Origin of the sequence: Sphingopyxis sp. (assembly GCF_036261875.1) — a bacterium.
Lineage (GTDB): Bacteria > Pseudomonadota > Alphaproteobacteria > Sphingomonadales > Sphingomonadaceae > Sphingopyxis.
Genome location: NZ_DATAJZ010000025.1, coordinates 125,978 through 148,384, shown reverse-complemented (window position 1 = coordinate 148,384; position 22,407 = coordinate 125,978). Strand labels below are relative to the sequence as shown.

The window sequence follows — 22,407 nt, the reverse complement described above, 5'->3', positions numbered from 1 at the left end:
GCGTCAGTCCTTCAAGATCTTGGTCAGCGCGGTCGCGATGCGCACCGGGCCGGGGAAATAGGCCCATTCGAGGCTGTGCGGATAGGGCGTGTCGAAGCCGGTCACGCGCTCGACCGGCGCCTCCAGATGGTAGAAGCAGCGTTCCTGCACCAGCGCCGCGAGTTCGGCGCCGAAGCCCGAAGTGCGCGTCGCTTCGTGGATGATCAGGCAGCGCCCGGTCTTCTTCACCGACGCCTCGATCGCCGCGATGTCGAGCGGGAGCAGCGTCCGCAGGTCGAGGATTTCGGCATCGACGCCCATCTCCTCGATGATCGTCTTCGCAACATGGACCATCGTGCCGTAAGCGAGCACCGTCACCGCCTCGCCCGCACGCACCGTAGCCGCCTTGCCGAGGTCGATGCGGTAATAGCCCTCGGGCACCGCGCTCGCGTCATGCTTCGACCAGGGCTCGACCGGGCGGTCGTAATAGCCGCTGAACGGGCCGTTGTAGATGCGCTTGGGCTCGAGGAAGACGACGGGATCATTGTCCTCGATCGCCGCGATCAGCAGGCCCTTGGCATCATAGGGGTTCGACGGGATCACCGTCTTGACGCCGCAAATGTGCGTCATGATGCTCTCGGGCGACTGGCTGTGCGTCTGGCCACCGAAGATGCCGCCGCCGAACGGCGTGCGCACCGTCATCGGGCAGATGAAGTCATTCGCCGAGCGGTAGCGCAGCCGCGCCGCCTCGGACACGAGCTGGTCGAGCCCCGGATAGATATAGTCGGCGAACTGGATTTCGGGGACCGGACGCAGGCCATAGGCGCCCATGCCGACTGCGACGCCGATGATGCCGCACTCGTTGATCGGCGTGTCGAACACCCGCGTCTTGCCATGCTTTTTCTGGAGGCCCGCGGTCGCGCGGAACACGCCGCCGAAAAAGCCGACGTCTTCGCCCATCACGACGGTGGCGGGATCGCGTTCGAGCATGATGTCCATGGCGCTGTTGATCGCCTCGATCATGTTCATCGTTTTGCTTTGGTCAGCCATTATTCGGGCTTCCAGTTGGGGCCGAACTTGGCCTCTTGCTCAGCGAGCATCTGGGCGCATTGCTCCTTGAGGTGCCACGGCATCTCCTCGAACACGTCCTGAAACATCGTCTCGAACGGCTGATGCATACCGTGACCCAAAATGCCGAGCTTTTCTGCCTGCTTCTGGGTCGTCTTCACCAGATCGTCGAGTTCCTTCGCCTGCGCCGCATGGCGCTCTGCATCCCATTCGCCGAGCAGTTCGAGATGCTGCGCCAGCCGCGCGATCGGATCGCCGAACGGCCAGGCTGTCGCCTCGTCGGCGGGGCGATACGCGCTCGGGTCGTCCGACGTGCTGTGCCCCTCGCTGCGATAGGTGAAATGCTCGATCAGCGTCGGGCCATTATTCGTCCGCGCGCGGTCGGCGGCCCACTGGGTCGCGGCATAGACCGCAAGTGGGTCGTTGCCGTCGACGCGCAGCCCGGCGATGCCATAGCCGACCGCGCGCGCCGCGAAGGTCGTCCGTTCCCCGCCCGCAAAGCCCGAAAAGCTGGAAATCGCCCACTGGTTGTTGACGACGTTGAAGATGACCGGCGCATTATAGACGGTGGCAAAGGTCAGCGCCGAGTGGAAATCGCCCTCCGCCGACGAGCCTTCGCCGCACCATGTCGTCGCGATGCGGTTGTCGCCCTTCGACGCCGAGGCCATCGCCCAGCCCACCGCCTGCGGATATTGGGTCGCGAGATTGCCCGACACGCTGAAGAAGCCATGCTCGGGTGCCGAATACATGATCGGAAGCTGCCGACCGAGCAGGTGATCGCCTCGGTTCGAGTAAATCTGATTCATCATCTGGATCAGCGGATAATCGCGCGTGATCAGAACGCCCTGCTGGCGATAGCTGGGAAACACCATATCGGTGCGGTCGATCGCCATCGTCGAGGCAACCGAGGTCGCCTCCTCACCGGTGCACTTCATGTAGAAGCTGGTCTTGCCCTGCCGCTGGGCGCGGAACATCCGATCGTCGAAAGCGCGGACGAGCATCATGGTGCGCAGCATCGTGCGCAACCGGTCGGGCGACAGCTTCGGATCCCACGGCCCCTTGGCCGCGCCGTCGAAATCGAGCACGCGGACGAGGCCATAGCAAAGCTCGCGCATCGCGTCGGGCTTGGTTGCTTCGCCCGGACGCGGGGTCGCGTCGACTGCGGGAATCGCGATGTCGCCGAAGTCGGGGGTGTCGCCGGGGCGGTAGCGCGGCTCGGGAATATGGAGCGACAGCGGCGGCAGATTGCTCGCCGAACGCCCCGGTTCCGCCTTGGGCGATTCGGGCATATCTTCTTCCCTTCGGGGCGCGAATCAGCGCCTAGTTATATTTCGTGGCGGCGACATATTATTTCAGTCGCCATGGAAATGCAACGCCGGTGGTCAGACTGCGACGGGCGCGGAAATATGGGATTGCGGCGCATAGGCTTCGACCGCAAAATCATCGAACCGGTAGTCGAAAATGCTCGAAGGACGGCGGAGGATGCGCAGCTTCGGCGCGCCCTCGGGAACCCGCCGCAACTGCTCCTCGACCAGTTCGGCGTGGTTGAGATAAAGGTGCACGTCGCCGCCGGTCCACACGACCTCGTGCGCGTGAAGATCGCATTGCTGCGCGATCATCCGCGTCAACAGCGCCGCCTCGAAGATGTTGAAGGCAAAGCCGAGCCCGAGGTCGCACGAGCGCTGAAAAAGCAGGCACGACAGCCCACCGTCGCTGCGGACATGGAATTGATAGGTCATGTGGCACGGCGGCAGCGCCATGCGATCGAGATCGGCGACGTTCCAGCCGGTGAAGATATGGCGGCGCGAGCCCGGATTGGTCCTGAGCGACTCGATCAGCGCCGCGATCTGGTTGTGCCCCTCAGCGGCACGGCGGAACAGCCCTTCGCCTGCCGCTTCGTAGCGCGGCCAGTTCACCCATTGATGACCATAGACCGGGCCAAGGTCGCCCCATTGCGCCGCGAAGGCCTCGTCCGCGACAATCCGCGCCTCGAAATCGGCGGCGCTGATCGCCTCGCCGGTCGTGCGGCGATAGCTATCGAGCGGCCAGTCGGTCCAGATCTTCACCCCCTGCGCGACCAGCGGGCGGATATTGGTGTCGCCGGTCAGGAACCAGAGCAGTTCGCGCAGCGCGGTCTTCCAATAGACGCGTTTGGTGGTCAGCAGCGGGATCGCGTCGTCCTTCAGCGAGAATCGCATAGTCTCGCCGAACAGCGAGCGCGTGCCGACTCCGGTGCGGTCGACGCGCTCGTCGCCTTCGGTCCAGATGCGCCGCATCAGATCGAGATATTGCAGCTCATAATGGATGGAATCGGACAAAAGACGCTCCTCGCTGTCGCCCTCTTTGCTAGGCCCCGTGCCGCGGCTCGACAAGAGGGTCGGCGGTGCGGGGCCGCAATCCTCCGATACGGCTCAATCGCCGCTTGGGCGACCGTGGCGCCCGTCGCACAAGCGCGGGATGATCCTGCGCGAACCCATCGACAGACTGCCACGCGCCGCGGGGGCAGCCGGCTTCATATCCCGCGACGCCGAGGATGCGATCGCGCGTCATCTGCTGCGTCCGATGCTGTTCGCCGATCGCGAAATCGCGCTGCTCGCGGGCTTCGACGCCTATGGCCGGCTCGCGGGGCTTGAAAGCGCGGCGGGCGATGCGAGCGGACGCTGCGTCATCACCCCGTCGTGCTGGAACCGCCTGCTCGGCCGGCGCATCACCACCCTGCTGATGGCGCACAACCACCCGTCCGGAATCGCGCGGCCCAGCGATGCCGACCTTCGCTGTACGCAGGAGGCCGGGCAGTTCCTGCGGCTGATCGGCATCGACCTGTCGGATCATCTGATCTTCGTCGAGAACGGACATTTCAGCTTTCGCAGCGCCGGACTGATCTAGGAAAACAATCGTCGGGACCATGCCGATTGGCGCTTGATGTTCGCAAATTGCGCGTCTAGAGGACCGCCCTGCCTTCGCGCCGGTCCGCCGGCGCAAAGATCGGTCGGGGAGTAGCTCAGCCTGGTAGAGCACTGTCTTCGGGAGGCAGGGGCCGGAGGTTCGAATCCTCTCTCCCCGACCAGCTTATTTCCGCAATCGATATGGGACCGCAACTCGGCCGCGCCTGCGCGCTAAAAGCGGCACTCTGCCGGATCGGTTTCTTTTGTAATCAACGGCTCTTGTAAGTCGGCGCGACAATGCATAGATTGTCGTTACGCCACCGTGGTTTTCCCCCTTTCCATCGTGGCGAGTGCCCCGTCGCAAGACGCGGGTGCGTCCTCCCTGGACCCTGGCCACCTCGTACTTCGGTACGAGGTGGTTTTTTATTCGGCAGCCAGCGGCAGGACATCGGCCCCAATCCGCCCTGCCCTTTCGACAAGCCCGGAAAACCAGTTGCGAAGCGCCGCCACGCGTTCGGGGTCGGGGGTGCGGTCGGCCTGAAGATAGAGGCTGCGGTCAATCTCGATCTGCACCGCCTGAATCGCATCCGCCAGCTTGCCGTGCGTCCGAACGATATGTCCGCCGGCATAAGGCTGATTGCGCGAGACGGGAACGCCGAGGCCCTCGGCTTCGTCGACGATCAACTCGATCAACGCTTCGTCCGCGGTTCCGCCGAAACGATCGCCGATGACGATCCCCGCACCGTGCCCCGGCTGCCCACGCGGGATCGGCGGCATGCTGTGCAGGTCGATCAGGATCGCCTGGCCGAACCGCCTTTGCACAACCGCCAGTTCGGCGGCGAGCGCGCGATGGAACGGCCGGTGCAGCGCGTCGAGCCGCCAGTCGAGTTGCGGCCCGTCGATCGGCCGCTTCCACAGCGCTCCGCAATCGGCAAGGCGCGTCGGCACGACCCCAAGTCCGGCGCGCTCCTTGCGCCCCGGCGCCGAAAAGCGGGGGCGAAGCGGCGGCGCGACTTCGCCCGGCGCCATCTGCCCTTCGCCGCGATTGCAGTCGGCGACCGCGCGCGCCCACATCGCCTGTACCACGGTAGCGCCCGCCTCGACCGCATGGGCGGCGATCAGGTCGCACCAGCCATCCTCGAGCCGTTCGAGCACCGACCGGTCGACGCGCGCAGCCGCCAGTATCTCGGGTGGATAGATGCGTCCCGCGTGGGAGACCGACACGACGACCGGGCTAAGCTCCGCCGGCCGGTCGATGGCGATGGCGGCGGACGACGGAGTGTGAAGCGACATCGACGAAGCGTGCCAAAAATCGACAGAAGAATCCAGTGTGACGGGATTTGTTAAAGGTCTCGCGCTATCAGGGGGACGCGCTAAACAGGGGGCGCGGACCAGACTCGCGCGCCGCCGGACCAGGGAACAGATTGCCAGATGATTCGCATATTGCTCGCCGAAGATGATGATGTGATGCGCGAATATCTGGCGCGCGCGCTTACCAGCGCCGGCTATCACGTCACCGCCGTCGATCGCGGCACCGCGGCGGTGCCCTATATCGATTCGGGCACCTTCGACCTGCTGCTATCCGACATCGTCATGCCCGAGATGGACGGGATCGAACTCGCGCAGCACACGGCGAAAGCGGCGCCGCAGACGCAGGTGATGTTCATCACCGGCTTCGCCGCCGTGTCGCTTCGCGCCGAGGAAAATGTGCCGCAGGCGAAGCTGCTGTCGAAGCCCTTCCACCTCAAGGATCTGGTGCGCGAGGTCGATAATCTCTTCGGCCGCGCCGATCGGTCGAGCCAGCCCTAACGTTTGATCCGTGGAAGCGGCACCGGCCCGCTCCCCACCCGGCCTCCCTAGGTTACTATCGTTGGGGAGGCCGGGTGGGGGAGCGGGCCGGTGCCGCAATTCCGCGCAGCGGAATCCAACTCTAACGAAAGGCTTGCCAAGCGGCGCGGAGGCCTTTAGGGGGCGCGTCACCCCAAGGGATGGGCGTGTAGCTCAGTGGTAGAGCACTGTGTTGACATCGCAGGGGTCGCAAGTTCAATCCTTGCCACGCCCACCATTCAAAACGCCGCCACCCGCACGGGCTGGCGGCGTTTTTGCGTTCAGGCCATCCCCTTTGCCAGGTCGCCGCGCGATGCGTCGCCGATCTGGCTGCCGCCGTCGCAGTCGAGGATCGTCCCGGTGATATAGCTCGCGGCGGGCGAACAGAGGAAGACCGCCGATTCGGCGACCTCGGCGACCTTGCCCCAGCGCTTCATCGCGATCCGGTCGTAATGCGCAGCCCGCGTCTCCGCATCGGGCGCGAGCCGCTTCATTCCCTCGGTATCGGCGATTGGCCCCGGCGAAATGCCGTTGACGCGCACCTCCGGCCCCCATTCGAGCGCGAGGACGCGGATCAGCTGGTTGATCCCCGCCTTCGCCGCGCAGGCATGGGCCTGCAGCGCCGAGGCGTTGATCGCCTGCCCCGCGGTGATCGCGATCAGCGAGGCGCCGGGGCGATTGAGCAGGTCGTGACAGCCACGGAACACGTTGAAGGTGCCGTTTAGGTCGATGTCGACTACAGTGCGAAAGGCGTTCGACGACATGCCGAGCACCGGCGCCAGGAAATTGCCCGCCGCGCCCGAAATGACGATGTCCAGCGGCCCCAGCCTGTCGGCCACCGTCTCCATCACCCCGCGAATCGCTGCATAATCGCGCACGTCGCCCGACAGCCCGAGCGCGCCGGAACCGATCTCCTCGGCCGCCCGCGCCGCCTTGTCGGGATCGCGGCCCGCGACCGCCACTTTCGCGCCGAGTTCGGCGAAGCGCTTGGCGATGCCAAGGTTGATCCCGCTCGTGCCGCCGGCAACGAACGCGGTCTTGCCCGCCAGCAGATTATCCCGAAAGGTCGACATGCTCCAGTTTCTCCCAGTTGCGGCGATGGGGCTTGACGGATCGAGACCAGTCGCCTTTTGAAACGCAACCAGACAACAAGGAAGCGCCGATGGCAAGTGGCCCCACCTCGAACAGTTTCGTCTCGCAGCGTTTGAAACTGCACTATGTCGATTGGGGTAACGAAGAGGCACCGCCCCTGCTTCTCGTCCATGGCGGCCGCGACCATTGCCGCAATTGGGATTGGGTGGCCGAGAAACTGCGCGATCGCTGGCACGTCATCGCGCCCGACCTGCGCGGCCATGGCGACAGCGCCTGGGCGCCCGACGGCAATTACGAGATGGGCGCTTTCGTCTACGATCTCGCGCAGCTCGTCCATCAGCTCGACCTCGCGCCGGTGACGATCGTCGCCCATTCGATGGGCGGCAATATCGCGCTGCGCTACACCAGCCTCTATCCCGAGAATGTCCGCAAGCTGGTCGCGATCGAAGGGCTCGGCCCCTCGCCGAAGGTGCTCGCCGAACGCGCCGCGACCCCATTCGCCGAACGGTTTCGCAAATGGATCGACGACAAAAGGCAGGCGGCAGGCCGCACGCCGCGCCGCTATGCGACGCTCGACGATGCGCTGGCGCGGATGATGGCCGAAAATGCCTATCTGACCCCCGAGCAGGCGCGCCACCTCACCATCCACGGCATCAGCCGCAACGAGGACGGGACGTGGAGCTGGAAGTTCGACAATTATCTGAACGTCTGGCCGGTGGTCGACCTGCCGCAAGCCGACATCGAATCGCTCTGGTCGGCGATCGCCTGCCCGACATTGCTCCTCTACGGCGCCGATAGCTGGGCCTCGAATCCCGAAAAGGACGGGCGCATCGCGCATTTCCGGAGTGCGGAAGTGATCGAGTTCGAAAATGCCGGTCACTGGCTCCATCACGACCAGTTCGACCGGTTCATGTCCACGCTAGGCGATTTCCTCTAAACCGGCGGCGAAAGCGCGCGGCGGTCGCGCGCTCGGGATGCGCCATGGTCTATACGGGGCAGCTTTCGGGCCGGCAGCACACCGCAGCGGGTGGCGCGACGCTGCTTGCGGTGATGGCGGCGGGTTTCCTTCTCGTCAACGGCCTCGACCTTCGCATCGTCCGCAAGGCGAGCGAAACGATCGCCGCCATCGCCCTCCCTGCCCCGCCGCCCCCGCACGAGGAGCCGCAGCCCGCGTCCGTCGATAACGACACGGCGAGCGGCAAGGCCTCGGCCGCGAACAAGCACGCCAGGGCGGCACCCGTCGCCGCGCCCAAGCCCAAGCTGCCGCCGATCAAGCCTCCACCGATTCCCGCGGCGCCAACCCCCGGCGCCGGCAGCGACGCCTCGGCGGGGGCAACGCCCAACCCCGGCCCCGGATCGGGCGCGGGCGGCAGCGGCAATGGAACCGGCGCGGGCGGCTCGGGAAGCGGCACCGGCGGCGGATCGAAGGCGGTCTGGCGCAGCGGCACGATCCGCGACAGCGACTATCCGCGCGAAGCCGCGCGCGCGAAGATCGGCGGCGAGGTCGAGGTGCGCTTCACCATTCAGCCGACCGGACGCGTCACCGGCTGCCGCGTCACCCGGTCGAGCGGCGACGCCTCGCTCGATGCAACGACCTGCCGGCTGATCGAGGACCGTTTCCGTTTCAGGCCCGCGACCAACAGTGCGGGCGATCCGATCGCCAGTTCCTATGGCTGGCGGCAAAGCTGGTGGCTGGAAAAGCGACGCTGATCTCTTCCGCCCGCGCGGAGCGAATCGCTCCTTGGATTGTCATCCACGATCGGCGCGCGATTGACGCAAAGGGATTCAGGCCATAGCCTCCGGTCAAACAACAATGACTGGGTCTCTATTCTCGTAACTCCGCGACGGGGAGCGCGTGTATGGAGAGTGATGCGGCCACCTTCCGGTTTTCGCTTGCCGAGATACCGCTGCCTCAACGTCAGGAAATGATGCGGGAGGTCGCCGGGCGCGCCATAGCGAATCTCGACCTCACGCCCAAGACCGACGACCCGCAGATGGAGGTCGAAACCCGGGTCTTGCCGGGGCTGACCGTCACCGATGCCTGGGTCTCTCCGCATGTCGCATCCAGCTACGACCTTTCGCGCGGCGACGATGATTTCACGCTGCTGTGGAGCACCTCGCCCGCCAGGGGAGGGGTCTTGCAATTCGGCAGCGAGTTGCCCGCCGATGGATCTGCGGCTCTCCTTTCGTGCGCCGACCGCATGGATTTTGAAACGCATGAAGCCTTTCCGCATGTGTCGGTGAAACTGCAACGCTCGCTCTTGTCCCCGCTGCTGCCCGATGCCGAAGCCGCGCTCATGCGGCGCATATCGCCCGATAATCCGGCGATGCAGTTGCTGAAATCCTATCTCGCAAGCTATCGCGTGCTGCACGATGCCGGCCCCGCGGCTGAGCTCGCCCACCGCGCCGCCCTCCACATGGCCGATCTGGTGGCGCTGGCGGTCGGAACCGACCGGGACGCGACAGAGCTTGCTTCGCAGCGGGGACTGCGGGCGGCGCGGCTGGACGCCATCAAGCGCTGGACGCTTGCCCATCTCGTCTCTTCCGAACTCGGCATCCGGTCGGTCGCCGACGCCGCCGGTTTGAGCGCGCGGTCGGTTCAATTGCTTTTCGAGATCGACGGCGTGACCTTCACCGCCTTCGTCCTGCGGGAAAGGCTGGCGCTGGCCCATCAACGCCTGTCCATGCCGCATTTGGCGAAGCGGACGATCTCGGACATCGCCTATGGCTGCGGTTTCGGGGATCTCAGCTATTTCACGAACAGTTTCCGCAAGGCCTATGGCGAAACACCGTCGGATGTCCGGCATAGAGCGCTTGCCCGTCACCATTGACGGATTTCGTTTTCACGCAAATCGCCATTGCGCCCTAGCCCAAGACGCCCCTTCGAAGACCGTTGCAAGATAGCGGCACGCAGAGCTTGCCAATCAGGGGAGGAAGTTCGTCCGATGCCGCGATCCATATTCATGCCGCTTGCCCTAGCCGCCGCCGCGACACTCGCTGCCTGTTCGGGAGCCAAAAGCGATGCCGATCAGGGCAGCACGACGACGGGCTCCGCCGACCCGGCGCTTCCGGCCGCACTGTCGGGAGAGGCGGGCTTTGCCCTGGCCGCCGATTGTTCGGCCAAGCTGAAGTCGCTTTCCAATCTCTACAGCACCCTCGCGGCGCAAAGCAGCGGGACCGATGCCGAAGACCTGGCGAAGCGCGCGTCGCAGCGCGACACCGCCGCGAGTGCCTTCGCGCAAATTGCCGAACGCGCGGCGGGCACGATCGGCAAGACCCCCGAACAGGCGACAGAGGCGATCCATGCAGCCGACGCCGCGGTGCAGGCCGAGTTCGAGAAGCGCCCGTTCGAGGATTTCGCCACCTGGGTCGGCAACGAGGTCGACGGCAAGTGCCGCCAGGCCCTGTCCGGCCAGGGCTGATCCGACATGGCCGTGCTGACGACGGCGCTGAAGACGATCGCCGTGCTGACGTGCAGCCTGTTGCTGGCGGCCGTCGTCGGCACCATCGGCAGCGTCTTTCTCGAAGTCCTGCTGCCGCGTTTCTTCAGCGCGCTGCTGCCTTATGCGATATGGCTGGTCGTCGGCATCTATTGCGGCTTGCTCAGCTTCGGCGGCGCCGGGGCCTGGGCGTCGGGCTATGCCAGTCCCTTGGCATGGAGCAGGAAAGCTTCGCACGACGCGGAGGACTGGATCGCTCTGCCCGGCGCCAAACGGGTCGGCACGATGGTCGCCGTCGTCGCCATCATCGAACTCGTCCCGCTCGGCATTCTGTTTCACCTCACCAGCCACGACGGCCATGCGCTGACCTTCTTCGTTTCGGCGCTGATCGGAACGATCCTCGGCCGATGGTCGCTGATGCCCGACGACAGCGCGCCGCTATCCGGTAATCCGATACGATAAGGAGTTTGCCATGACCGCGACCCTTCGCCCCGGCGAAAGCACCATCGATACCTGGACGCTCTTCTATCTCCCGCCCGGCGGCGGCAAATATAACGGCAAGCTGACCGTTACCAATCAGCGGCTGCTCTATGATGCAAAGCTCGACGCCAGCCTCCTCGGCACGCTCGGCAATTACGCCGCCGATGGCGAACTGGCGATCGAGAAGACCGATATCCGGGCCATCGACGTCCAGCGCAAATTGTTCAGCAAGCGCGCGACGGTGACGCTTGCCGACGGCAGCCAGCATGTCTTCGACTATGGCGCGATGAACATCGACAAATGCGTCGCGGCCATGGAGGCCCGATGACCGCCAGGACGCGCCGCCATGCCGCGTAACGGCTTCGGGGTCGCGCTCAGCGCCGCGATCCTGATCCTGTCCCCCGACGCGGCGGCACGGCAGGCGGAAAGCTATGGCGACTGGATCGTCCAGGGGCCGGCGGACGGTGCGATCACCGCCAGCACTGCCACCCCGGCCGGATCGCTGTTCGGCCTGGTGTGCGACCGCACGAAATGCGACGCCTTCTTCAATCCGAAAATCGCGTGCGACGACGGGCGCGACTATCCGGTCCTGATCGGTTCGCGGACGGCGACGTTCGCGGCCACGATGCGATGCACGACGATCGGCGATTTCCGCGCTTTCGTTCTCCCCTTGGGCGGCGGACTGGCCGATGCGATGGCAGCAGGCGGGGAGCTTGGCATCGCCTTCCCGCTCGACGCCGGGCAGTTCGGTGAGGCCCGTTTCTCGCTGACCGGCGCGGCGCAGGCCGCGGCGCGAGCGCGCGAACGCGCCGAACAGGCGGGCAGCCCGGCCGCATAACCGTCGGCGGCCCGGTTCCGTCGCTATCGCGGCGCGCGCATCATTCGGAGCATATGACCGAGGCCGACAATCATCCCGAAAATGACCTGAATCAGGTAATAGACCAGCCAGGCGAGCCAGACGGCGAACAACTCCAGTCCGTACCAGCCGATTTGATAATAGCCACCGAAGATGGCGGACGGTGCCATCATCCCGATGCTGACGGCCAGCAGGCTCAGGTTGAGAAGGCAGCCGACCCGCCCGCGCCGCGCGTCGCGCGCCGCCAGGTCCACAATCGCCGCCGGCGTGAAATGATCGAGCACGCGCTGCATCGCGGCGCGATCGGCCGGCGGGACGGGGACGAGCAGTCCGATCTCCTCGACCGCATAGGCGCCGAGCGAACGCGACGAGCCCTCGAAGGTCGAAACGAACGTCAGATAGTCGGCGCCCGAACGCGGGGCGCCGCGCCCCAAAGCCCCCGGCATCACCCCGGTCAGGCTGGATGACAGGCCGCCGCGCAAGGCGAAATATCGTGCGCCGACCTGCACCCCTTCTTCTCCGACGCGAATATCGACCCCGGTAGCCGGCGCATCGAGGTCGCACAGCGACATCGCCATCTTGGAAAGACCGTCGCCATCGCCCTTGTCGCGCGCGTTACGCAAATCGCGCTGGAACTGCGCCCAGTTGGACGCAGTCACGGTCCAACCGGCGACGAGATTGGCGCTTTCAGGCTCGGCGAGACGCCGCATATAGCGCCACGCGCGCCACGCCTTGGCGATATAGGGCGGCACGATGAAGAGGCTGAGGAAAAATATCGCGCCCGAGACGGCGCTGGGCACCAACACCCATGTCTGAATCGCCGATGAGGGGGTTTTCGACGCCGCGTAATAGGAATCGATCAATCGATCCCCCAGCACGACAAATGCCACCGTCAGCATCAGGCCGATCAGCGGCACGCTGACCCAGATCAACCCCGTTCGAGTCGGATGACGCAGGCTCCACATCGGACATTCCCCTTCATCGGCCGAGACACTTTTTAAGGGGCACGCATCGCTTGTCTTGGACGGGGACGAAGAGCGATCTTGTCGAAAAGCGAATATGGGCGGCTGCGCGCCTTGCCCTTCGAAGGCGCCAGCCCCTCGCTTTTGCGACAAAATAGCGACAATATCGCGAATGATTATCAATAAACATTGACTCTGCGAACGACTCTCAATAGCGGGACCCCCGTCACGACCTTCGGACGGAAAAGGGGAAATCCATGTCATTCTTGCGTTTGCGCGAAACCATGTCGGCGGCGGCTCCGGCCTATCTGGCGCTGAGCTGCTTCGGTATCGCGGCAACTCCCGCGCTCGCGCAGGATGGACAGGAAGCGAAACAGCCGGTGCTCGGCGGCGTGACGGTCACCGATACCGCCATCGACGACGAAGGCTATAAGGTCGACAAGCCCTCCTCGCCCAAATTCACCCAGCCGCTGCGCGACACGCCGCAGACGATTCAGGTCATCAGCAAGGAACTGTTCAACGAACAGGGCGCAACGACGCTGACCGAAGTGCTGCGCAACAGCCCCGGCGTCGGCACCTTCTACGCCGGCGAGAACGGTAATACGACGAGCGGCGATTCGATCCGCATGCGCGGCTTCGACACGTCGAGCAGCATCTTCGTCGACGGCATCCGCGATCTGGGATCGGTGTCGCGCGACATCTTCAACACCGAGGCGGTCGAGGTCGAAAAGGGCCCGGCGGGCACGGACAACGGCCGCACCTCGCCGACCGGCGCGATCAATCTGGTCAGCAAGCGCGCCACGCTCGAAAGCGCGCTGTCGGGCACGCTGTCGGTCGGCGTCGACGGGCAGAAGCGGATCACCGCCGATGTCAACCAGACCCTCGGTGGCCTCAGCAACAGCGCGCTCCGGCTCAACATGCTGTGGCAGGACAGCGACGTTCCGGGCCGCGACCATGTCAATAATCAGCGGCTCGGCCTCGCCGCCTCGCTCGGCCTCGGGCTCGACACCGCGACCCGCGCCTATCTGAACCTGCTCTATGTCGATCAGGACAATATCCCCGACGGCTATGTCCCGACGATCGCCCTTCCCGGCTGGGAGCCGCAGGCCGGGCTGGAGTCGCTGGTCGGCCACCCCGTCGATTCGAAGAATTTCTATGGCACGCGCAAGGATCATGACGATGTGAAGGCGCAGATGGCGACGCTGATCATCGAGCATGATTTTTCGGACAATGTCCGGCTGTCGAACGTCGCGCGCATCGGCCAGACCGAGCAGGATTATCTGCTGACCGCTTTCATGTCGACGGGCGCCAACATCGTCGGCAATCCCGCCAACCCCGACGATCTGTCCGCCTATACGTTGACCCGCGGCAACCCCACGATCCGCGACGCGCGAAACCGCATCCTGACCGATCAGCTCAACCTGCGCGCCGATTTCGCGACCGGAGCGATCGAGCATAATCTGAGCATCGGCGCCGAACTGACCAGCGAGAAACAGGTCATCTACGGCCACAGTTCGACGGGCACGCTGCCGGTCGCCAACCTCTACAACCCGAACTGGAACGACACGAGCGACTATACCCATTCGCGCAACGGAACCGCCGGACGCGGCAAGACGAACACGCTGGCTTTCTATGCCTTCGACACTGCCAAATTCTTCGACGGGCTGCTGCTGATCACCGGCGGCATCCGCCTCGATCATTACAAGACGACCTACGTCAACACCGCCATCTGCAACAACGGCACCGGCCGCGGCGCGGTGCCGTGCGGGACCGCCCCGGTCGGTTCGATCGTCACCACCGCCGACCTGAAGGCCAAGGACACGCTGTTCAACTGGAAACTGGGCGCGGTGCTCAAGCCGGTGGAGCCGCTCAGCCTTTATGTGAACTACGCCTTGTCGCAGCAGCCTCCGGGCGGCGAAGCCTTCACCCTGGCGACCGGCAACAGCGCCAACAATCCCGACTTCGAGCCGCAAAAGGCCAAGACGATCGAGGCGGGTGTGAAGTGGGACGTGCTCGACGGCGCGCTCGCAGTCAACGCGGCGATCTTCCAGACCAAGGTGCTGAACGAGATCAACGCGACCGACCCGTCGGACATCCAGAGCGGTTCGAAGCGGGTGCGCGGCGTCGAGCTGTCGGTGGTCGGCAACATCACCGACGCTTGGTCGATCTCCGCAGGATACGCGCATCAGAAGACCAAGGTCACGAACGGCAGCGGCATCGCGGCGGACGGCAGCGAAGGCCTGACCTACTCTCCCGACGACAGCTTCTCGTCCTGGACCAGCTATCGCGCGCCCTTCGGCCTCGAGATCGCCGGCGGCGTCCGCTATACCAGCGGGATGCGGCGCGGGACCGACGGCGCGGTGGGCACGCCGCCTCGCACCCAGGGCTATACGGTCGTCGATGCGCTGCTCGGCTATGCGGTCAACGACAACGTCAAACTGCGCCTGAACGCCTATAATCTCTTCGACAAAGATTATGTCGCGGCGATCAACAAGAGCGGCTATCGCTACACGCCGGGGCAGCCGCAGACCTTCCTGTTCAGTGCCGATTTCCGCTTCTAGGGAGCCGGAACCGACCAGGGCCTGGGCGGGGGGCGCGCCTCCCGCCTTCGCCGTTTGAAAAGGATTTGAGCCGGCATGTTGCTGCATATCCCGAATGTCCTGACGCCGGCGGAGGCCTCGGAATTCCGCCGCCGTCTCGACGGCGCTGACTGGACCGACGGACGCGAGACGGTCGGTGCGCAGGGCGCGAAGGTCAAACGCAACGAGCAGGTGCCCGACGCTTCGCCGCTCAAGGCCGAACTCGGCGCCGCGGTGCTCGCGGCGCTGAAGCGCAGCCCGCTCTTCTTTGCCGCCGCGCTGCCGCGCAAGATATTGCCGCCGCGCTTCAATCGCTATGCGGGCGGCGGCGCCTATGGCTTTCACGTCGACGGCGCGGTGATGAAGCTGGCGACGGGCGAGCATCTGCGCTCCGACCTGTCGTGCACGCTCTTCCTCAACGATCCCGCCGATTATGAGGGCGGCCGGCTGATCATCAGCGACACCTATGGCGAACATGCCGTCGCGCTGCCCGCCGGCGACGCGATCCTCTATCCCTCGAGCAGCCTTCACCGTGTCGAGCCGGTGACCCGCGGCGCGCGGCTCGCATCCTTCTTCTGGATACAGAGCATGGTGCGCGACAACGACCTGCGGCGGATGCTGTTCGAGATGGACACCGCCATCCAGAAACTCACGCTCGACGGAGCCGACGACAATGCTGTCCTCCAACTCACCTGCGTCTATCACAATCTCCTCCGGCGCTGGTCCGAAACCTGAGCCCGAGACGGCAATGCGGGCGCGCGCGGCGGTATCGGCCCGCGGCGTTTTCGCGAACGCGGGCTCCGTGATGCCTGGCCGCTATGGCGAGGATCAGAGGCTCAATCTGCCCGCCGCCGCGCTCGCCGCCCTGCTGACGGCGGGGCTGTTCGCCGTGCTGCTCCACACCGGCTATCACCGCGCGCAGACCGAGGCCGCGAAGCTGGCGGTGGTCAATCTGTCGATCGCACCGCCGCCCCCACCGCCGCCGTCCCCGCCGAAGGAAGTGCCGCCGCAGCATAAGGCGCCGGTCTTCGCCCCGCGTCCGCTGGTTGCGATTCCGACCGATCAGCCGCCGATCCAGACCTCGCCCGATCCGGTTCCGGCGCCGCCAGTCCCGGCACCCACGCCGCCTGCACCCCCGGCCCCGCCCGCGCCGCCTTCGACGGTGCAGGCGAGCGATCTCGGCACGCGCATGGTATCGGGCGCCCCGCCGCGCTATCCCACCGAAAGCCGGCGGCACCGCGAGCAGGGAACGGTGGTGCTTTCCTTGACGCTCGACATCGACGGCTCGGTCGCGGCGATTTCGGTTGCGCGCAGCAGCGGCTTCGACCGCCTCGACGAAGCGGCGCTCCGCGCGGTACGCAAATGGCGCTGGGCGCCGACGATGCGCAGCGGCCAGGCGGTGAAGGTCAGGGGACTGGTCGAGATCCCGTTCGTCCTGCGCGGATAGGGCGCGCGCCTCAGCCCAGCATCGCGCGCCATTCGCGCGAGACATGTTCGCGAGTCCCAGCGACCATCGATGCCGCGAGCCCCTGCGCATCGGCGAGCGCGAGCGCTTTCTCCGGTCCCAGCACGGTCAGCGCGGTCGCCCAACCGTCGGCCATCATGCAGCTTCGGTGCAGCACCGTCACCGAGGACACGGTGCTGACGATCGGCCGCCCGGTCATGGGATCGAAGCTGTGCGAATAATGCCGCCCGTCCGCCACGAAGCCGCGCCGGTAGTTGCCCGAGGTCGCCACGGACAAATCGTGCAGCGCGATGCGCCACGGTGCGATCGACGTCGTCGGGGGCATCTCGACATCGACCCACCACGGCTGGCCATCGGGCCGTATCCCCTCGCCACGCAATTCGCCGCCCAGTTCGAGCAGGAAATGACGCACGCCCTGCCCGAGCAGCCATTCGGCGGCGAGATCGACGCCATAGCCCTTGGCGATCCCCGACAGGTCGAGCTGTGCGCCTTCGCTGCGCCGGATGCGGCCCTCCTCCAGTTCGATGCGCCGCTCCACGATAGGCTGATCGCGCGGGACGCGATCCACCGGACCCCGGCTCCCGAAGCCCCAGCATTCGGTAATCGCTCCCAGAGCAGGATCGAAGGCGCCATCGCTCGCATCCGCAATCGCCAGCGCCGCCGCGACCACATGCGCAAATTCGGCAGAAATCTCCCGCCACGCGCCCGCGGGCGCGCGATTGAAGCGCGATAAATCGGAGTCAGACTCCCACTGGCTCATCTGCCGAATGACGCAGTCGAACGCCGCCTCCACCCCCGCCGCGAGATCGGACAAGGTGGCGACCGCGTGCAGCGACCAGCTCGTCCCCATCGCTTCGCCCGACAGGATCTGGATATCCCCCGCGCCGGTTCGCGCCGCAAAGGCAGCGGGCGTCAGCGCGCGGGGGATCAGGATGCGGTCGCCGGGTTGTTCGCTCAGGGCGCCATCACCTCGAGCGTGGTGACATAACCCGCGCGACGCTGCGGCGCGGCCGATGCCGGCGGCGGGCCGCCCTCGCCGCCTTCACCACGCGCGGTTTGCGGCGTCGTGACGTTCATCCAGTATAGGCCGGGCTCGGGCCAGGTCACCGCGACCTTGCCCTCGGCATCGGTCTTGAGGTCGATCTGGCCGAGCTGGTCGCGATAGCGGATGCCGCCGGGGATCACCGTGACCGGCAGGTCCGCCGCCAGCTTGCCGTCGAGCAGGAACTGGAACGTCGCCGCCTCGCCCGCAAACAGGTCGTTGGGATGCGTCACCGGGACCATCTCGATCCCCTTGCCGGTCGGCTTGAACAACGTCGTCGTCGGCTCGCCGACCGTCACGAAAATCTCGTTGCGGTTGTTCGCCTCGGCGGTCTTCACATTGGTCGCCCCCGCCGGCAGCCGCTCGGCAAGGTTGGCGGCAGTGGTGCCGCGAGGCAAGCGCTCGGTCTTGCCGTTCAGTTCATAGCTGCCCATCAGCGAATCCGACACCGACGCGATACGATAGGTGCCTTTCTGCGTCAGATGGACGTCGAAGGTGCTGCGATAGCGCCCCGTCGCCTTATTCTCGATCGCCACCTCGCTGCCGTCGGGCGCCCACGCATGGACGGCATCGAGCCGCAGCGGCTGGTGCTCGAAATAGAAAAGATCGTTCGACACCGCGGCGTCGACCGTCACCCACACATCGTCACCCGACAGCACCGTCGACGACGGCAGCATCCACTGGCGATGCGCGCTCGCCGGAACCGCGGCCATCGCCGCCAGCGCGACCGTCGCCGCGAAACCCCAAATCTGCTTCTTCATTGCCCTGCCCTTTCGTTAAATCAGCGGAAGGCGACCGTGACGGCGCCGAGTTCGGTCTTGCCCGCGGCGCGGCCGCCGGGGCCGGCCTTCGCCGGCCAGGCGAAGGGGATGCGGAGCAGTTCGCGTCCGCCGACCTCGCGCGCCGCCTCGATCACCAGCACATAATTGCCGGGCGCGGTTGCGCCGAGCTGGGCACGGCTGAACGAGATTTTCTGCGCACCCGGCGCGCGCGTCGCGCCGGTGATGCCGTTGGCGGGAAAGGTCATCGTCCGGCCCGAGGCCCGCCACCACTGGCGCACGTCGCGCAGCCATTTAGTGCCCTCGTTCTTCTTCATGTCATAATCGTACCAGACCGCGACCGTCTTCGCCGGAGCGCCCGCCTTTTCGACCCAGATCGCTACGTAAGGCCGGTGATATTCGGCGACCTTGAGCCGCGGGATGGTGATGGTGACGTCCATCGTCGCGGGCGCGGCGGCCAGAACCGGGGCGGTCAGCACGGCGCTCAGCGAACCGCCGACCAGAAGCGTGCGCGAAGGGGACTGCATGAAGACTCTCCTTAGTGGATGAAGACGATCGCGATGGCCGCGGGAAGGATCAGGCCGGCGCCGACGAGCGGCCAGGTGCTCTTGCGCTTCGCCGAATGCAGCCAGAGCAGGACCAGCCCGGTGATCGCGAAGATCAGGCAGGCAAAGGCGAAGACATCGATGAACAGGCTCCACTCGCCGCCCGAATTGCGGCCCTTGTGGAGGTCGTTGAGATAGGAAATCCAGCCGCGGTCGGTGATCTCGCTCGACACCGCGCCGCTCGCACGGTCGATCGCGACCCACGCGTCGCCGCCGGGCCGCGGCGCGGGCAGATAGACTTCGTCGGCGGACCATTCGGCCTCGCCCGTCGCCTTGACCGGGAAATGATTCTCGACCCACGCCGCGACGGGTCGCGGCAGGACGCCCTTGCCCCCCGCCGGATCGACGCCGAGCTGGCCGAGCACCGTCTGCGGCATCTGCGCCGTCTTCTGGGCGACAACCGGCGCCGCCTCGATGTCGGCGGCGTGATTGAGCGTGAAGCCGGTGACCGCGAACAGCAGCAGGCCGATCAGGCTGATCGCCGAGCTCATCCAGTGCCACATGTGCAGCTGCTTCAACCAGAAGGCTTTGCGGCTCTTCTTGACCGGCGGGCGCGGGGCCGTGCGCGAGGATGGGGGTGCGTGCATGGGGACTTCTGGTTGAAAGCGATGCCCGCCATTATCGAGAACGATTCGCAATTACAATAGAATTACGCTCCGGCCCTGTCCCGACACCGACGATATTTCGTGGTCCTGTCGTCTGCTTATGTTAACGGGGCGCGGGTATAGATCGCGCGCCGCCGCCCGCTATCGCCGCTCGGGGAATGACATGATCCGCCTCTTCCTATCCATCGACATGGTCGGCTCGACCCAGTTCAAGGCCCGCTTTTCGGGCCAGGGAAGCCAGGGCTGGCTCGAGGTGTTCCAGGCCTTCTTCTGCAATTTTCCGTTGATCCTCGCCGGGCAGGTCGGCTTCGAATTCATCGATGACGAGCGCACGCCGTCGATCGACATCTGGAAGGCGATGGGCGACGAGGTTATCTTCGCCGCCGAGCCGCAGAGCGCCGAAGAGGCGGCGTCGATTCTGCGCGCGCTGCTCCGCGCGATGGCACTCTACGAAAGCCGTTATTTCGAGCGCATTCCGCTGCGGCTCAAGGGCACCGCCTGGCTCGTCGCCTTCGGCGAACAGAATATCGAACTCGACATCGCCGAACTGGCGGCGGGCGACGGGGCGCGGCATATCGACTATATCGGCCCCGACGTCGATCTCGGCTTCCGCCTTTCCAAATATGCCCGTCCGTCGAGCCTCGTCGTCTCGCTCGACCTGCTCGAACAGTTGCTGGGCGCCCGCAACGCCGGCGATCTCGCCTTCCACCTCGTCGGCCGCGACGAATTGAAGGGCGTGATGTTCGGCCGCCCCTATCCGATCGTCTGGGTCAGCGACGCCGAAACCGGCTTCGACTTCCTGCCGTGGGAGATCGAAGAATGCCCGCTCGTTGCCGCGGCGGCCGCTGCCCCGCCGAGCGAGCCGAAGCGGCTGCTGGACGCAATCGCCGACATGCGGCTCTATCTGCGCAAGATGCACGGCGTCGACCGCGCGCCGCTGGTGCTGCGAAGTTAGGCCTGGTCATGTTGAGGGAATCGTCATCCCGGCGAAGGCCGGGATCTCGCCGGTGCGTCAGGCCGAAACGGCGAGGTCCCGGCCTTCGCCGGGATGACGAGATAAGAACACGGAGTTTCGGGGTTTACTCGATCATGCCCTAACCGCCCCCCGCTGGCCCTTCGTAGCAGACCACCAGAATCGCGATATCGTCCGACTGCGGGATTTCCCCGACGAAGGCGCGCACGCTGTCGGCGAGGCCTTCGGCGATATAACGCGCCGATGGATTCTCGCGGCTGCGCTCCAGCGCCGCCCGGATGCGCGCGGCGGTATAGAGTTCTTCGTCCGGCCCCGTCGCCTCCGACACCCCGTCGGTGAACAGGACCACCGCGTCGCCGGGCGCCAGCGTGAAGCGATCCGAGCGATAGGCGACATCGTCGAAGATGCCCATCGCCATGCCCTGCTGCTTCTCCAGCCGCTCGACGCGGCCGTCCGCGCGCACGATGAAGGGCGCTTCGTGGCCGGCGTCGCTATAGACGACGCTGCCGTCGCGCAGGTCCAATATGCCGGCCAGCGCGGTGACGAACATTTCCGCCACATTGTCGCGTGCCAGTTCGGCGTTGACGCGCGTCATGATCTCGGCCGTCGAGGTCGCGGACAGCGCCTGCGCCTTGAACAGCGTCGTGGTCATCGCCATGAACAGCGCCGCCGGCACCCCCTTGCCCGCGACATCGCCGACGACGAAGAACAGCCGGTTCCGGTCGATCAGGAAATAATCGTAAAGGTCGCCGCCGACCTGCTTCGCCGGTTCGAGCATCGCGAAAACGTCGAGGTCGGTGCGCCCCGGAAAGGGCGGAAATTTGCGCGGCAGCATTCCGATCTGAATATCGCGCGCCGCGGTCAGCTCGCCCTCAACGCGCTCGCGCGCCGCAGTCGCGGTCTCGACCTCGATCAGATAGCGCTGCAGCCGCGCGATCATCCCCGACATCGCTTCGGCGAGGCTGCCGACCTCGTCGCGCCGCGCGCCGCCGAGTTGCTGTATCGCGAGCAGTTCGCGCTCGTCGGGTTCGAAGCTGCGCTCCTCCATCCCGCGGGTGAAAGCGGTGAGCTGCGCCAGCGGCCGCACGATCCGCCCGATCAGCAACCAGCCGACGGCGAGCGAAAGCGCGAACATGACGACCCCGACCGCGATCGACTGGATCAGCGCCTTGCGCAGGCTGGCGTCGAGTTGGTGCAGGTCGATATCGGCACCGATGACGTAGGTGCGCCCGTCGCGCATCCGCATTGGCTTGTAGATCGAGCGGAAGCGGCCGAAGCTGTCGCTATATTCGTCGAACCGCACCCGTCCGTCGCGGAAGCTCTGGCGCAGGCGGGCAGGCGCCGTGTCATAGAGCGCGAAGAAGTGCGTCTCCGTCCCCGACTGCATTTCGGCAATCGTCGCGCTGGTCGCGACGGTGCGAATCTCGGGGCCGAACTGCATATAGGTATAGGCGTAGACCAGCCCCGACTCGTTCGCGAAATGCGACAGCCGGTCCTGCACGACGTCGAATTGCCCGGGCGAGACCGACGCCGCGTCGCTGATTCCGTCGTGATAGCCGCGCGGCACGATTTCCTGCACCGCATTGGCCGCGGTGACGAGTTGCCGATCGATTCCGGCCAGTATCTCGGCGCGATCGATCGTATAAAGCACGACCGAATAGGCCGTCGCCGCGATCAGGTTGAGCGCGAACAGCAGCAACAACAGCTGGGGCTTGAGCCCGAATTTTCGTTTGCGTCCCGTCATCGCCCCTGCCGCCACCATCGCTGCTT

General features: G+C 65.7%; 24 protein-coding genes and 2 tRNA genes. 15 read left to right on the top strand and 11 right to left on the bottom strand.

Annotated elements, in window-relative coordinates; translation table 11 throughout:
* Window positions 1-3 precede the first annotated feature (3 nt).
* From VHO04_RS12045 to thyA, 3 genes are all read right to left on the bottom strand, one after another.
* Window positions 4-1,008 carry an alpha-ketoacid dehydrogenase subunit beta gene (locus VHO04_RS12045; protein WP_329628633.1) on the bottom strand — a complete coding sequence of 335 codons (1,005 nt, stop codon included), beginning with the start codon at window positions 1,006-1,008 and terminating at the stop codon, window positions 4-6.
* Window positions 1,009-1,028: 20 nt separating this feature from the next.
* Entirely contained in the window at window positions 1,029-2,336 is a 1,308-nt protein-coding gene (locus tag VHO04_RS12040; protein ID WP_329628505.1) for a 3-methyl-2-oxobutanoate dehydrogenase (2-methylpropanoyl-transferring) subunit alpha, read from the bottom strand.
* 93 nt (window positions 2,337-2,429) lie between these two features.
* Entirely contained in the window at window positions 2,430-3,365 is a 936-nt protein-coding gene (gene thyA / locus VHO04_RS12035; protein ID WP_329628504.1) for a thymidylate synthase, read from the bottom strand.
* Window positions 3,366-3,504: 139 nt separating this feature from the next.
* On the opposite strand from thyA, the gene VHO04_RS12030 reads away from it, so the two are divergent.
* Together VHO04_RS12030 and VHO04_RS12025 are read left to right on the top strand one after the other, a co-directional pair.
* On the top strand, window positions 3,505-3,933 hold the full coding sequence (locus VHO04_RS12030; protein WP_329628503.1) for a JAB domain-containing protein: 429 nt from the start codon (window positions 3,505-3,507) through the stop codon (window positions 3,931-3,933).
* Between the two features lie 104 nt (window positions 3,934-4,037).
* Window positions 4,038-4,114, top strand: a tRNA-Pro gene (locus VHO04_RS12025).
* A gap of 241 nt (window positions 4,115-4,355) precedes the next feature.
* Here VHO04_RS12025 and VHO04_RS12020 read toward each other — a convergent pair.
* Window positions 4,356-5,225 (bottom strand): N-formylglutamate amidohydrolase, encoded by an 870-nt coding sequence (locus VHO04_RS12020; protein ID WP_329628502.1) that lies wholly within the window; start codon window positions 5,223-5,225, stop codon window positions 4,356-4,358.
* A 138-nt stretch (window positions 5,226-5,363) separates the two neighbouring features.
* On the opposite strand from VHO04_RS12020, the gene cpdR reads away from it, so the two are divergent.
* Window positions 5,364-5,741, top strand: a complete 378-nt coding sequence (gene cpdR / locus VHO04_RS12015; protein ID WP_329628501.1) for a cell cycle two-component system response regulator CpdR — start codon at window positions 5,364-5,366, stop codon at window positions 5,739-5,741.
* 181 nt (window positions 5,742-5,922) lie between these two features.
* Window positions 5,923-5,997: transfer RNA gene (locus VHO04_RS12010), tRNA-Val, on the top strand.
* A gap of 43 nt (window positions 5,998-6,040) precedes the next feature.
* On the opposite strand, the gene VHO04_RS12005 is transcribed toward VHO04_RS12010, so the two are convergent.
* On the bottom strand, window positions 6,041-6,832 hold the full coding sequence (locus VHO04_RS12005) for an SDR family oxidoreductase (RefSeq protein WP_329628500.1): 792 nt from the start codon (window positions 6,830-6,832) through the stop codon (window positions 6,041-6,043).
* A gap of 89 nt (window positions 6,833-6,921) precedes the next feature.
* On the opposite strand from VHO04_RS12005, the gene VHO04_RS12000 reads away from it, so the two are divergent.
* From VHO04_RS12000 to VHO04_RS11970, 7 genes are all read left to right on the top strand, one after another.
* On the top strand, window positions 6,922-7,788 hold the full coding sequence (locus VHO04_RS12000) for an alpha/beta hydrolase (protein ID WP_329628499.1): 867 nt from the start codon (window positions 6,922-6,924) through the stop codon (window positions 7,786-7,788).
* A 44-nt stretch (window positions 7,789-7,832) separates the two neighbouring features.
* Window positions 7,833-8,561 carry an energy transducer TonB gene (locus tag VHO04_RS11995; RefSeq protein WP_329628498.1) on the top strand — a complete coding sequence of 243 codons (729 nt, stop codon included), beginning with the start codon at window positions 7,833-7,835 and terminating at the stop codon, window positions 8,559-8,561.
* A gap of 215 nt (window positions 8,562-8,776) precedes the next feature.
* The gene (locus VHO04_RS11990) at window positions 8,777-9,682 is read left to right on the top strand and encodes an AraC family transcriptional regulator (RefSeq protein ID WP_329628497.1); all 906 of its coding nucleotides are present in this window, start codon (window positions 8,777-8,779) and stop codon (window positions 9,680-9,682) included.
* A 114-nt stretch (window positions 9,683-9,796) separates the two neighbouring features.
* Window positions 9,797-10,273: a hypothetical protein gene (locus VHO04_RS11985; RefSeq protein WP_329628496.1), complete on the top strand. Its 477-nt coding sequence runs from the start codon at window positions 9,797-9,799 to the stop codon at window positions 10,271-10,273.
* A gap of 6 nt (window positions 10,274-10,279) precedes the next feature.
* Window positions 10,280-10,753, top strand: a complete 474-nt coding sequence (locus tag VHO04_RS11980; RefSeq protein WP_329628495.1) for a hypothetical protein — start codon at window positions 10,280-10,282, stop codon at window positions 10,751-10,753.
* Window positions 10,754-10,763: 10 nt separating this feature from the next.
* Window positions 10,764-11,099, top strand: coding sequence for a hypothetical protein (locus VHO04_RS11975; RefSeq protein WP_329628494.1), 336 nt, complete (start codon window positions 10,764-10,766; stop codon window positions 11,097-11,099).
* An 18-nt stretch (window positions 11,100-11,117) separates the two neighbouring features.
* Window positions 11,118-11,609: a hypothetical protein gene (locus VHO04_RS11970; RefSeq protein ID WP_329628493.1), complete on the top strand. Its 492-nt coding sequence runs from the start codon at window positions 11,118-11,120 to the stop codon at window positions 11,607-11,609.
* 23 nt (window positions 11,610-11,632) lie between these two features.
* Here the strand turns inward: VHO04_RS11970 and VHO04_RS11965 are convergent, their stop codons facing one another.
* The gene (locus VHO04_RS11965; protein WP_329628492.1) at window positions 11,633-12,853 is read right to left on the bottom strand and encodes a hypothetical protein; all 1,221 of its coding nucleotides are present in this window, start codon (window positions 12,851-12,853) and stop codon (window positions 11,633-11,635) included.
* Here VHO04_RS11965 and VHO04_RS11960 point away from each other — a divergent pair.
* The 3 genes from VHO04_RS11960 to VHO04_RS11950 all read left to right on the top strand — a co-directional run bounded on the left by VHO04_RS11960 (window position 12,847) and on the right by VHO04_RS11950 (window position 16,615).
* The gene (locus VHO04_RS11960) at window positions 12,847-15,150 is read left to right on the top strand and encodes a catecholate siderophore receptor Fiu (RefSeq protein WP_329628491.1); all 2,304 of its coding nucleotides are present in this window, start codon (window positions 12,847-12,849) and stop codon (window positions 15,148-15,150) included. The two genes, VHO04_RS11965 and VHO04_RS11960, sit on opposite strands and share 7 nt — an antisense overlap.
* A 75-nt stretch (window positions 15,151-15,225) precedes the next feature.
* Window positions 15,226-15,903 carry a Fe2+-dependent dioxygenase gene (locus VHO04_RS11955; RefSeq protein ID WP_329628490.1) on the top strand — a complete coding sequence of 226 codons (678 nt, stop codon included), beginning with the start codon at window positions 15,226-15,228 and terminating at the stop codon, window positions 15,901-15,903.
* Window positions 15,904-15,973: 70 nt separating this feature from the next.
* Window positions 15,974-16,615 carry an energy transducer TonB gene (locus tag VHO04_RS11950; RefSeq protein WP_329628632.1) on the top strand — a complete coding sequence of 214 codons (642 nt, stop codon included), beginning with the start codon at window positions 15,974-15,976 and terminating at the stop codon, window positions 16,613-16,615.
* A 10-nt stretch (window positions 16,616-16,625) separates the two neighbouring features.
* Here the strand turns inward: VHO04_RS11950 and VHO04_RS11945 are convergent, their stop codons facing one another.
* From VHO04_RS11945 to VHO04_RS11930, 4 genes are all read right to left on the bottom strand, one after another.
* Window positions 16,626-17,483: an FAD:protein FMN transferase gene (locus VHO04_RS11945; RefSeq protein ID WP_329628489.1), complete on the bottom strand. Its 858-nt coding sequence runs from the start codon at window positions 17,481-17,483 to the stop codon at window positions 16,626-16,628.
* 104 nt (window positions 17,484-17,587) lie between these two features.
* The gene (locus VHO04_RS11940) at window positions 17,588-18,436 is read right to left on the bottom strand and encodes a DUF4198 domain-containing protein (protein ID WP_329628488.1); all 849 of its coding nucleotides are present in this window, start codon (window positions 18,434-18,436) and stop codon (window positions 17,588-17,590) included.
* A 20-nt stretch (window positions 18,437-18,456) separates the two neighbouring features.
* Complete coding sequence (locus tag VHO04_RS11935; protein WP_329628487.1) at window positions 18,457-18,981, bottom strand: DUF2271 domain-containing protein; 525 nt, start codon at window positions 18,979-18,981, stop codon at window positions 18,457-18,459.
* An 11-nt stretch (window positions 18,982-18,992) separates the two neighbouring features.
* Window positions 18,993-19,646: a PepSY-associated TM helix domain-containing protein gene (locus VHO04_RS11930; protein ID WP_329628486.1), complete on the bottom strand. Its 654-nt coding sequence runs from the start codon at window positions 19,644-19,646 to the stop codon at window positions 18,993-18,995.
* A gap of 181 nt (window positions 19,647-19,827) precedes the next feature.
* On the opposite strand from VHO04_RS11930, the gene VHO04_RS11925 reads away from it, so the two are divergent.
* Window positions 19,828-20,619 (top strand): hypothetical protein, encoded by a 792-nt coding sequence (locus VHO04_RS11925; RefSeq protein WP_329628485.1) that lies wholly within the window; start codon window positions 19,828-19,830, stop codon window positions 20,617-20,619.
* A gap of 139 nt (window positions 20,620-20,758) precedes the next feature.
* Here VHO04_RS11925 and VHO04_RS11920 read toward each other — a convergent pair whose 3' ends face one another.
* Window positions 20,759-22,381 (bottom strand): PP2C family protein-serine/threonine phosphatase, encoded by a 1,623-nt coding sequence (locus tag VHO04_RS11920; RefSeq protein ID WP_329628484.1) that lies wholly within the window; start codon window positions 22,379-22,381, stop codon window positions 20,759-20,761.
* Window positions 22,382-22,407 lie beyond the last annotated feature (26 nt).

Coding starts and splice junctions, on each gene's coding strand:
- VHO04_RS12045 (WP_329628633.1), bottom strand. CDS start 1,008: ATGAACATGATCGAGGCGATCAACAGCGCCATGGACATCATGCTCGAA.
- VHO04_RS12040 (WP_329628505.1), bottom strand. CDS start 2,336: ATGCCCGAATCGCCCAAGGCGGAACCGGGGCGTTCGGCGAGCAATCTG.
- VHO04_RS12030 (WP_329628503.1), top strand. CDS start 3,505: ATGATCCTGCGCGAACCCATCGACAGACTGCCACGCGCCGCGGGGGCA.
- VHO04_RS12020 (WP_329628502.1), bottom strand. CDS start 5,225: ATGTCGCTTCACACTCCGTCGTCCGCCGCCATCGCCATCGACCGGCCG.
- cpdR (WP_329628501.1), top strand. CDS start 5,364: ATGATTCGCATATTGCTCGCCGAAGATGATGATGTGATGCGCGAATAT.
- VHO04_RS12005 (WP_329628500.1), bottom strand. CDS start 6,832: ATGTCGACCTTTCGGGATAATCTGCTGGCGGGCAAGACCGCGTTCGTT.
- VHO04_RS12000 (WP_329628499.1), top strand. CDS start 6,922: ATGGCAAGTGGCCCCACCTCGAACAGTTTCGTCTCGCAGCGTTTGAAA.
- VHO04_RS11995 (WP_329628498.1), top strand. CDS start 7,833: ATGGTCTATACGGGGCAGCTTTCGGGCCGGCAGCACACCGCAGCGGGT.
- VHO04_RS11990 (WP_329628497.1), top strand. CDS start 8,777: ATGATGCGGGAGGTCGCCGGGCGCGCCATAGCGAATCTCGACCTCACG.
- VHO04_RS11985 (WP_329628496.1), top strand. CDS start 9,797: ATGCCGCGATCCATATTCATGCCGCTTGCCCTAGCCGCCGCCGCGACA.
- VHO04_RS11980 (WP_329628495.1), top strand. CDS start 10,280: ATGGCCGTGCTGACGACGGCGCTGAAGACGATCGCCGTGCTGACGTGC.
- VHO04_RS11975 (WP_329628494.1), top strand. CDS start 10,764: ATGACCGCGACCCTTCGCCCCGGCGAAAGCACCATCGATACCTGGACG.
- VHO04_RS11970 (WP_329628493.1), top strand. CDS start 11,118: ATGCCGCGTAACGGCTTCGGGGTCGCGCTCAGCGCCGCGATCCTGATC.
- VHO04_RS11960 (WP_329628491.1), top strand. CDS start 12,847: ATGTCATTCTTGCGTTTGCGCGAAACCATGTCGGCGGCGGCTCCGGCC.
- VHO04_RS11965 (WP_329628492.1), bottom strand. CDS start 12,853: ATGACATGGATTTCCCCTTTTCCGTCCGAAGGTCGTGACGGGGGTCCC.
- VHO04_RS11955 (WP_329628490.1), top strand. CDS start 15,226: ATGTTGCTGCATATCCCGAATGTCCTGACGCCGGCGGAGGCCTCGGAA.
- VHO04_RS11950 (WP_329628632.1), top strand. CDS start 15,974: ATGCCTGGCCGCTATGGCGAGGATCAGAGGCTCAATCTGCCCGCCGCC.
- VHO04_RS11945 (WP_329628489.1), bottom strand. CDS start 17,483: ATGGGGACGAGCTGGTCGCTGCACGCGGTCGCCACCTTGTCCGATCTC.
- VHO04_RS11940 (WP_329628488.1), bottom strand. CDS start 18,436: ATGAAGAAGCAGATTTGGGGTTTCGCGGCGACGGTCGCGCTGGCGGCG.
- VHO04_RS11935 (WP_329628487.1), bottom strand. CDS start 18,981: ATGCAGTCCCCTTCGCGCACGCTTCTGGTCGGCGGTTCGCTGAGCGCC.
- VHO04_RS11930 (WP_329628486.1), bottom strand. CDS start 19,646: ATGCACGCACCCCCATCCTCGCGCACGGCCCCGCGCCCGCCGGTCAAG.
- VHO04_RS11925 (WP_329628485.1), top strand. CDS start 19,828: ATGATCCGCCTCTTCCTATCCATCGACATGGTCGGCTCGACCCAGTTC.
- VHO04_RS11920 (WP_329628484.1), bottom strand. CDS start 22,381: ATGACGGGACGCAAACGAAAATTCGGGCTCAAGCCCCAGCTGTTGTTG.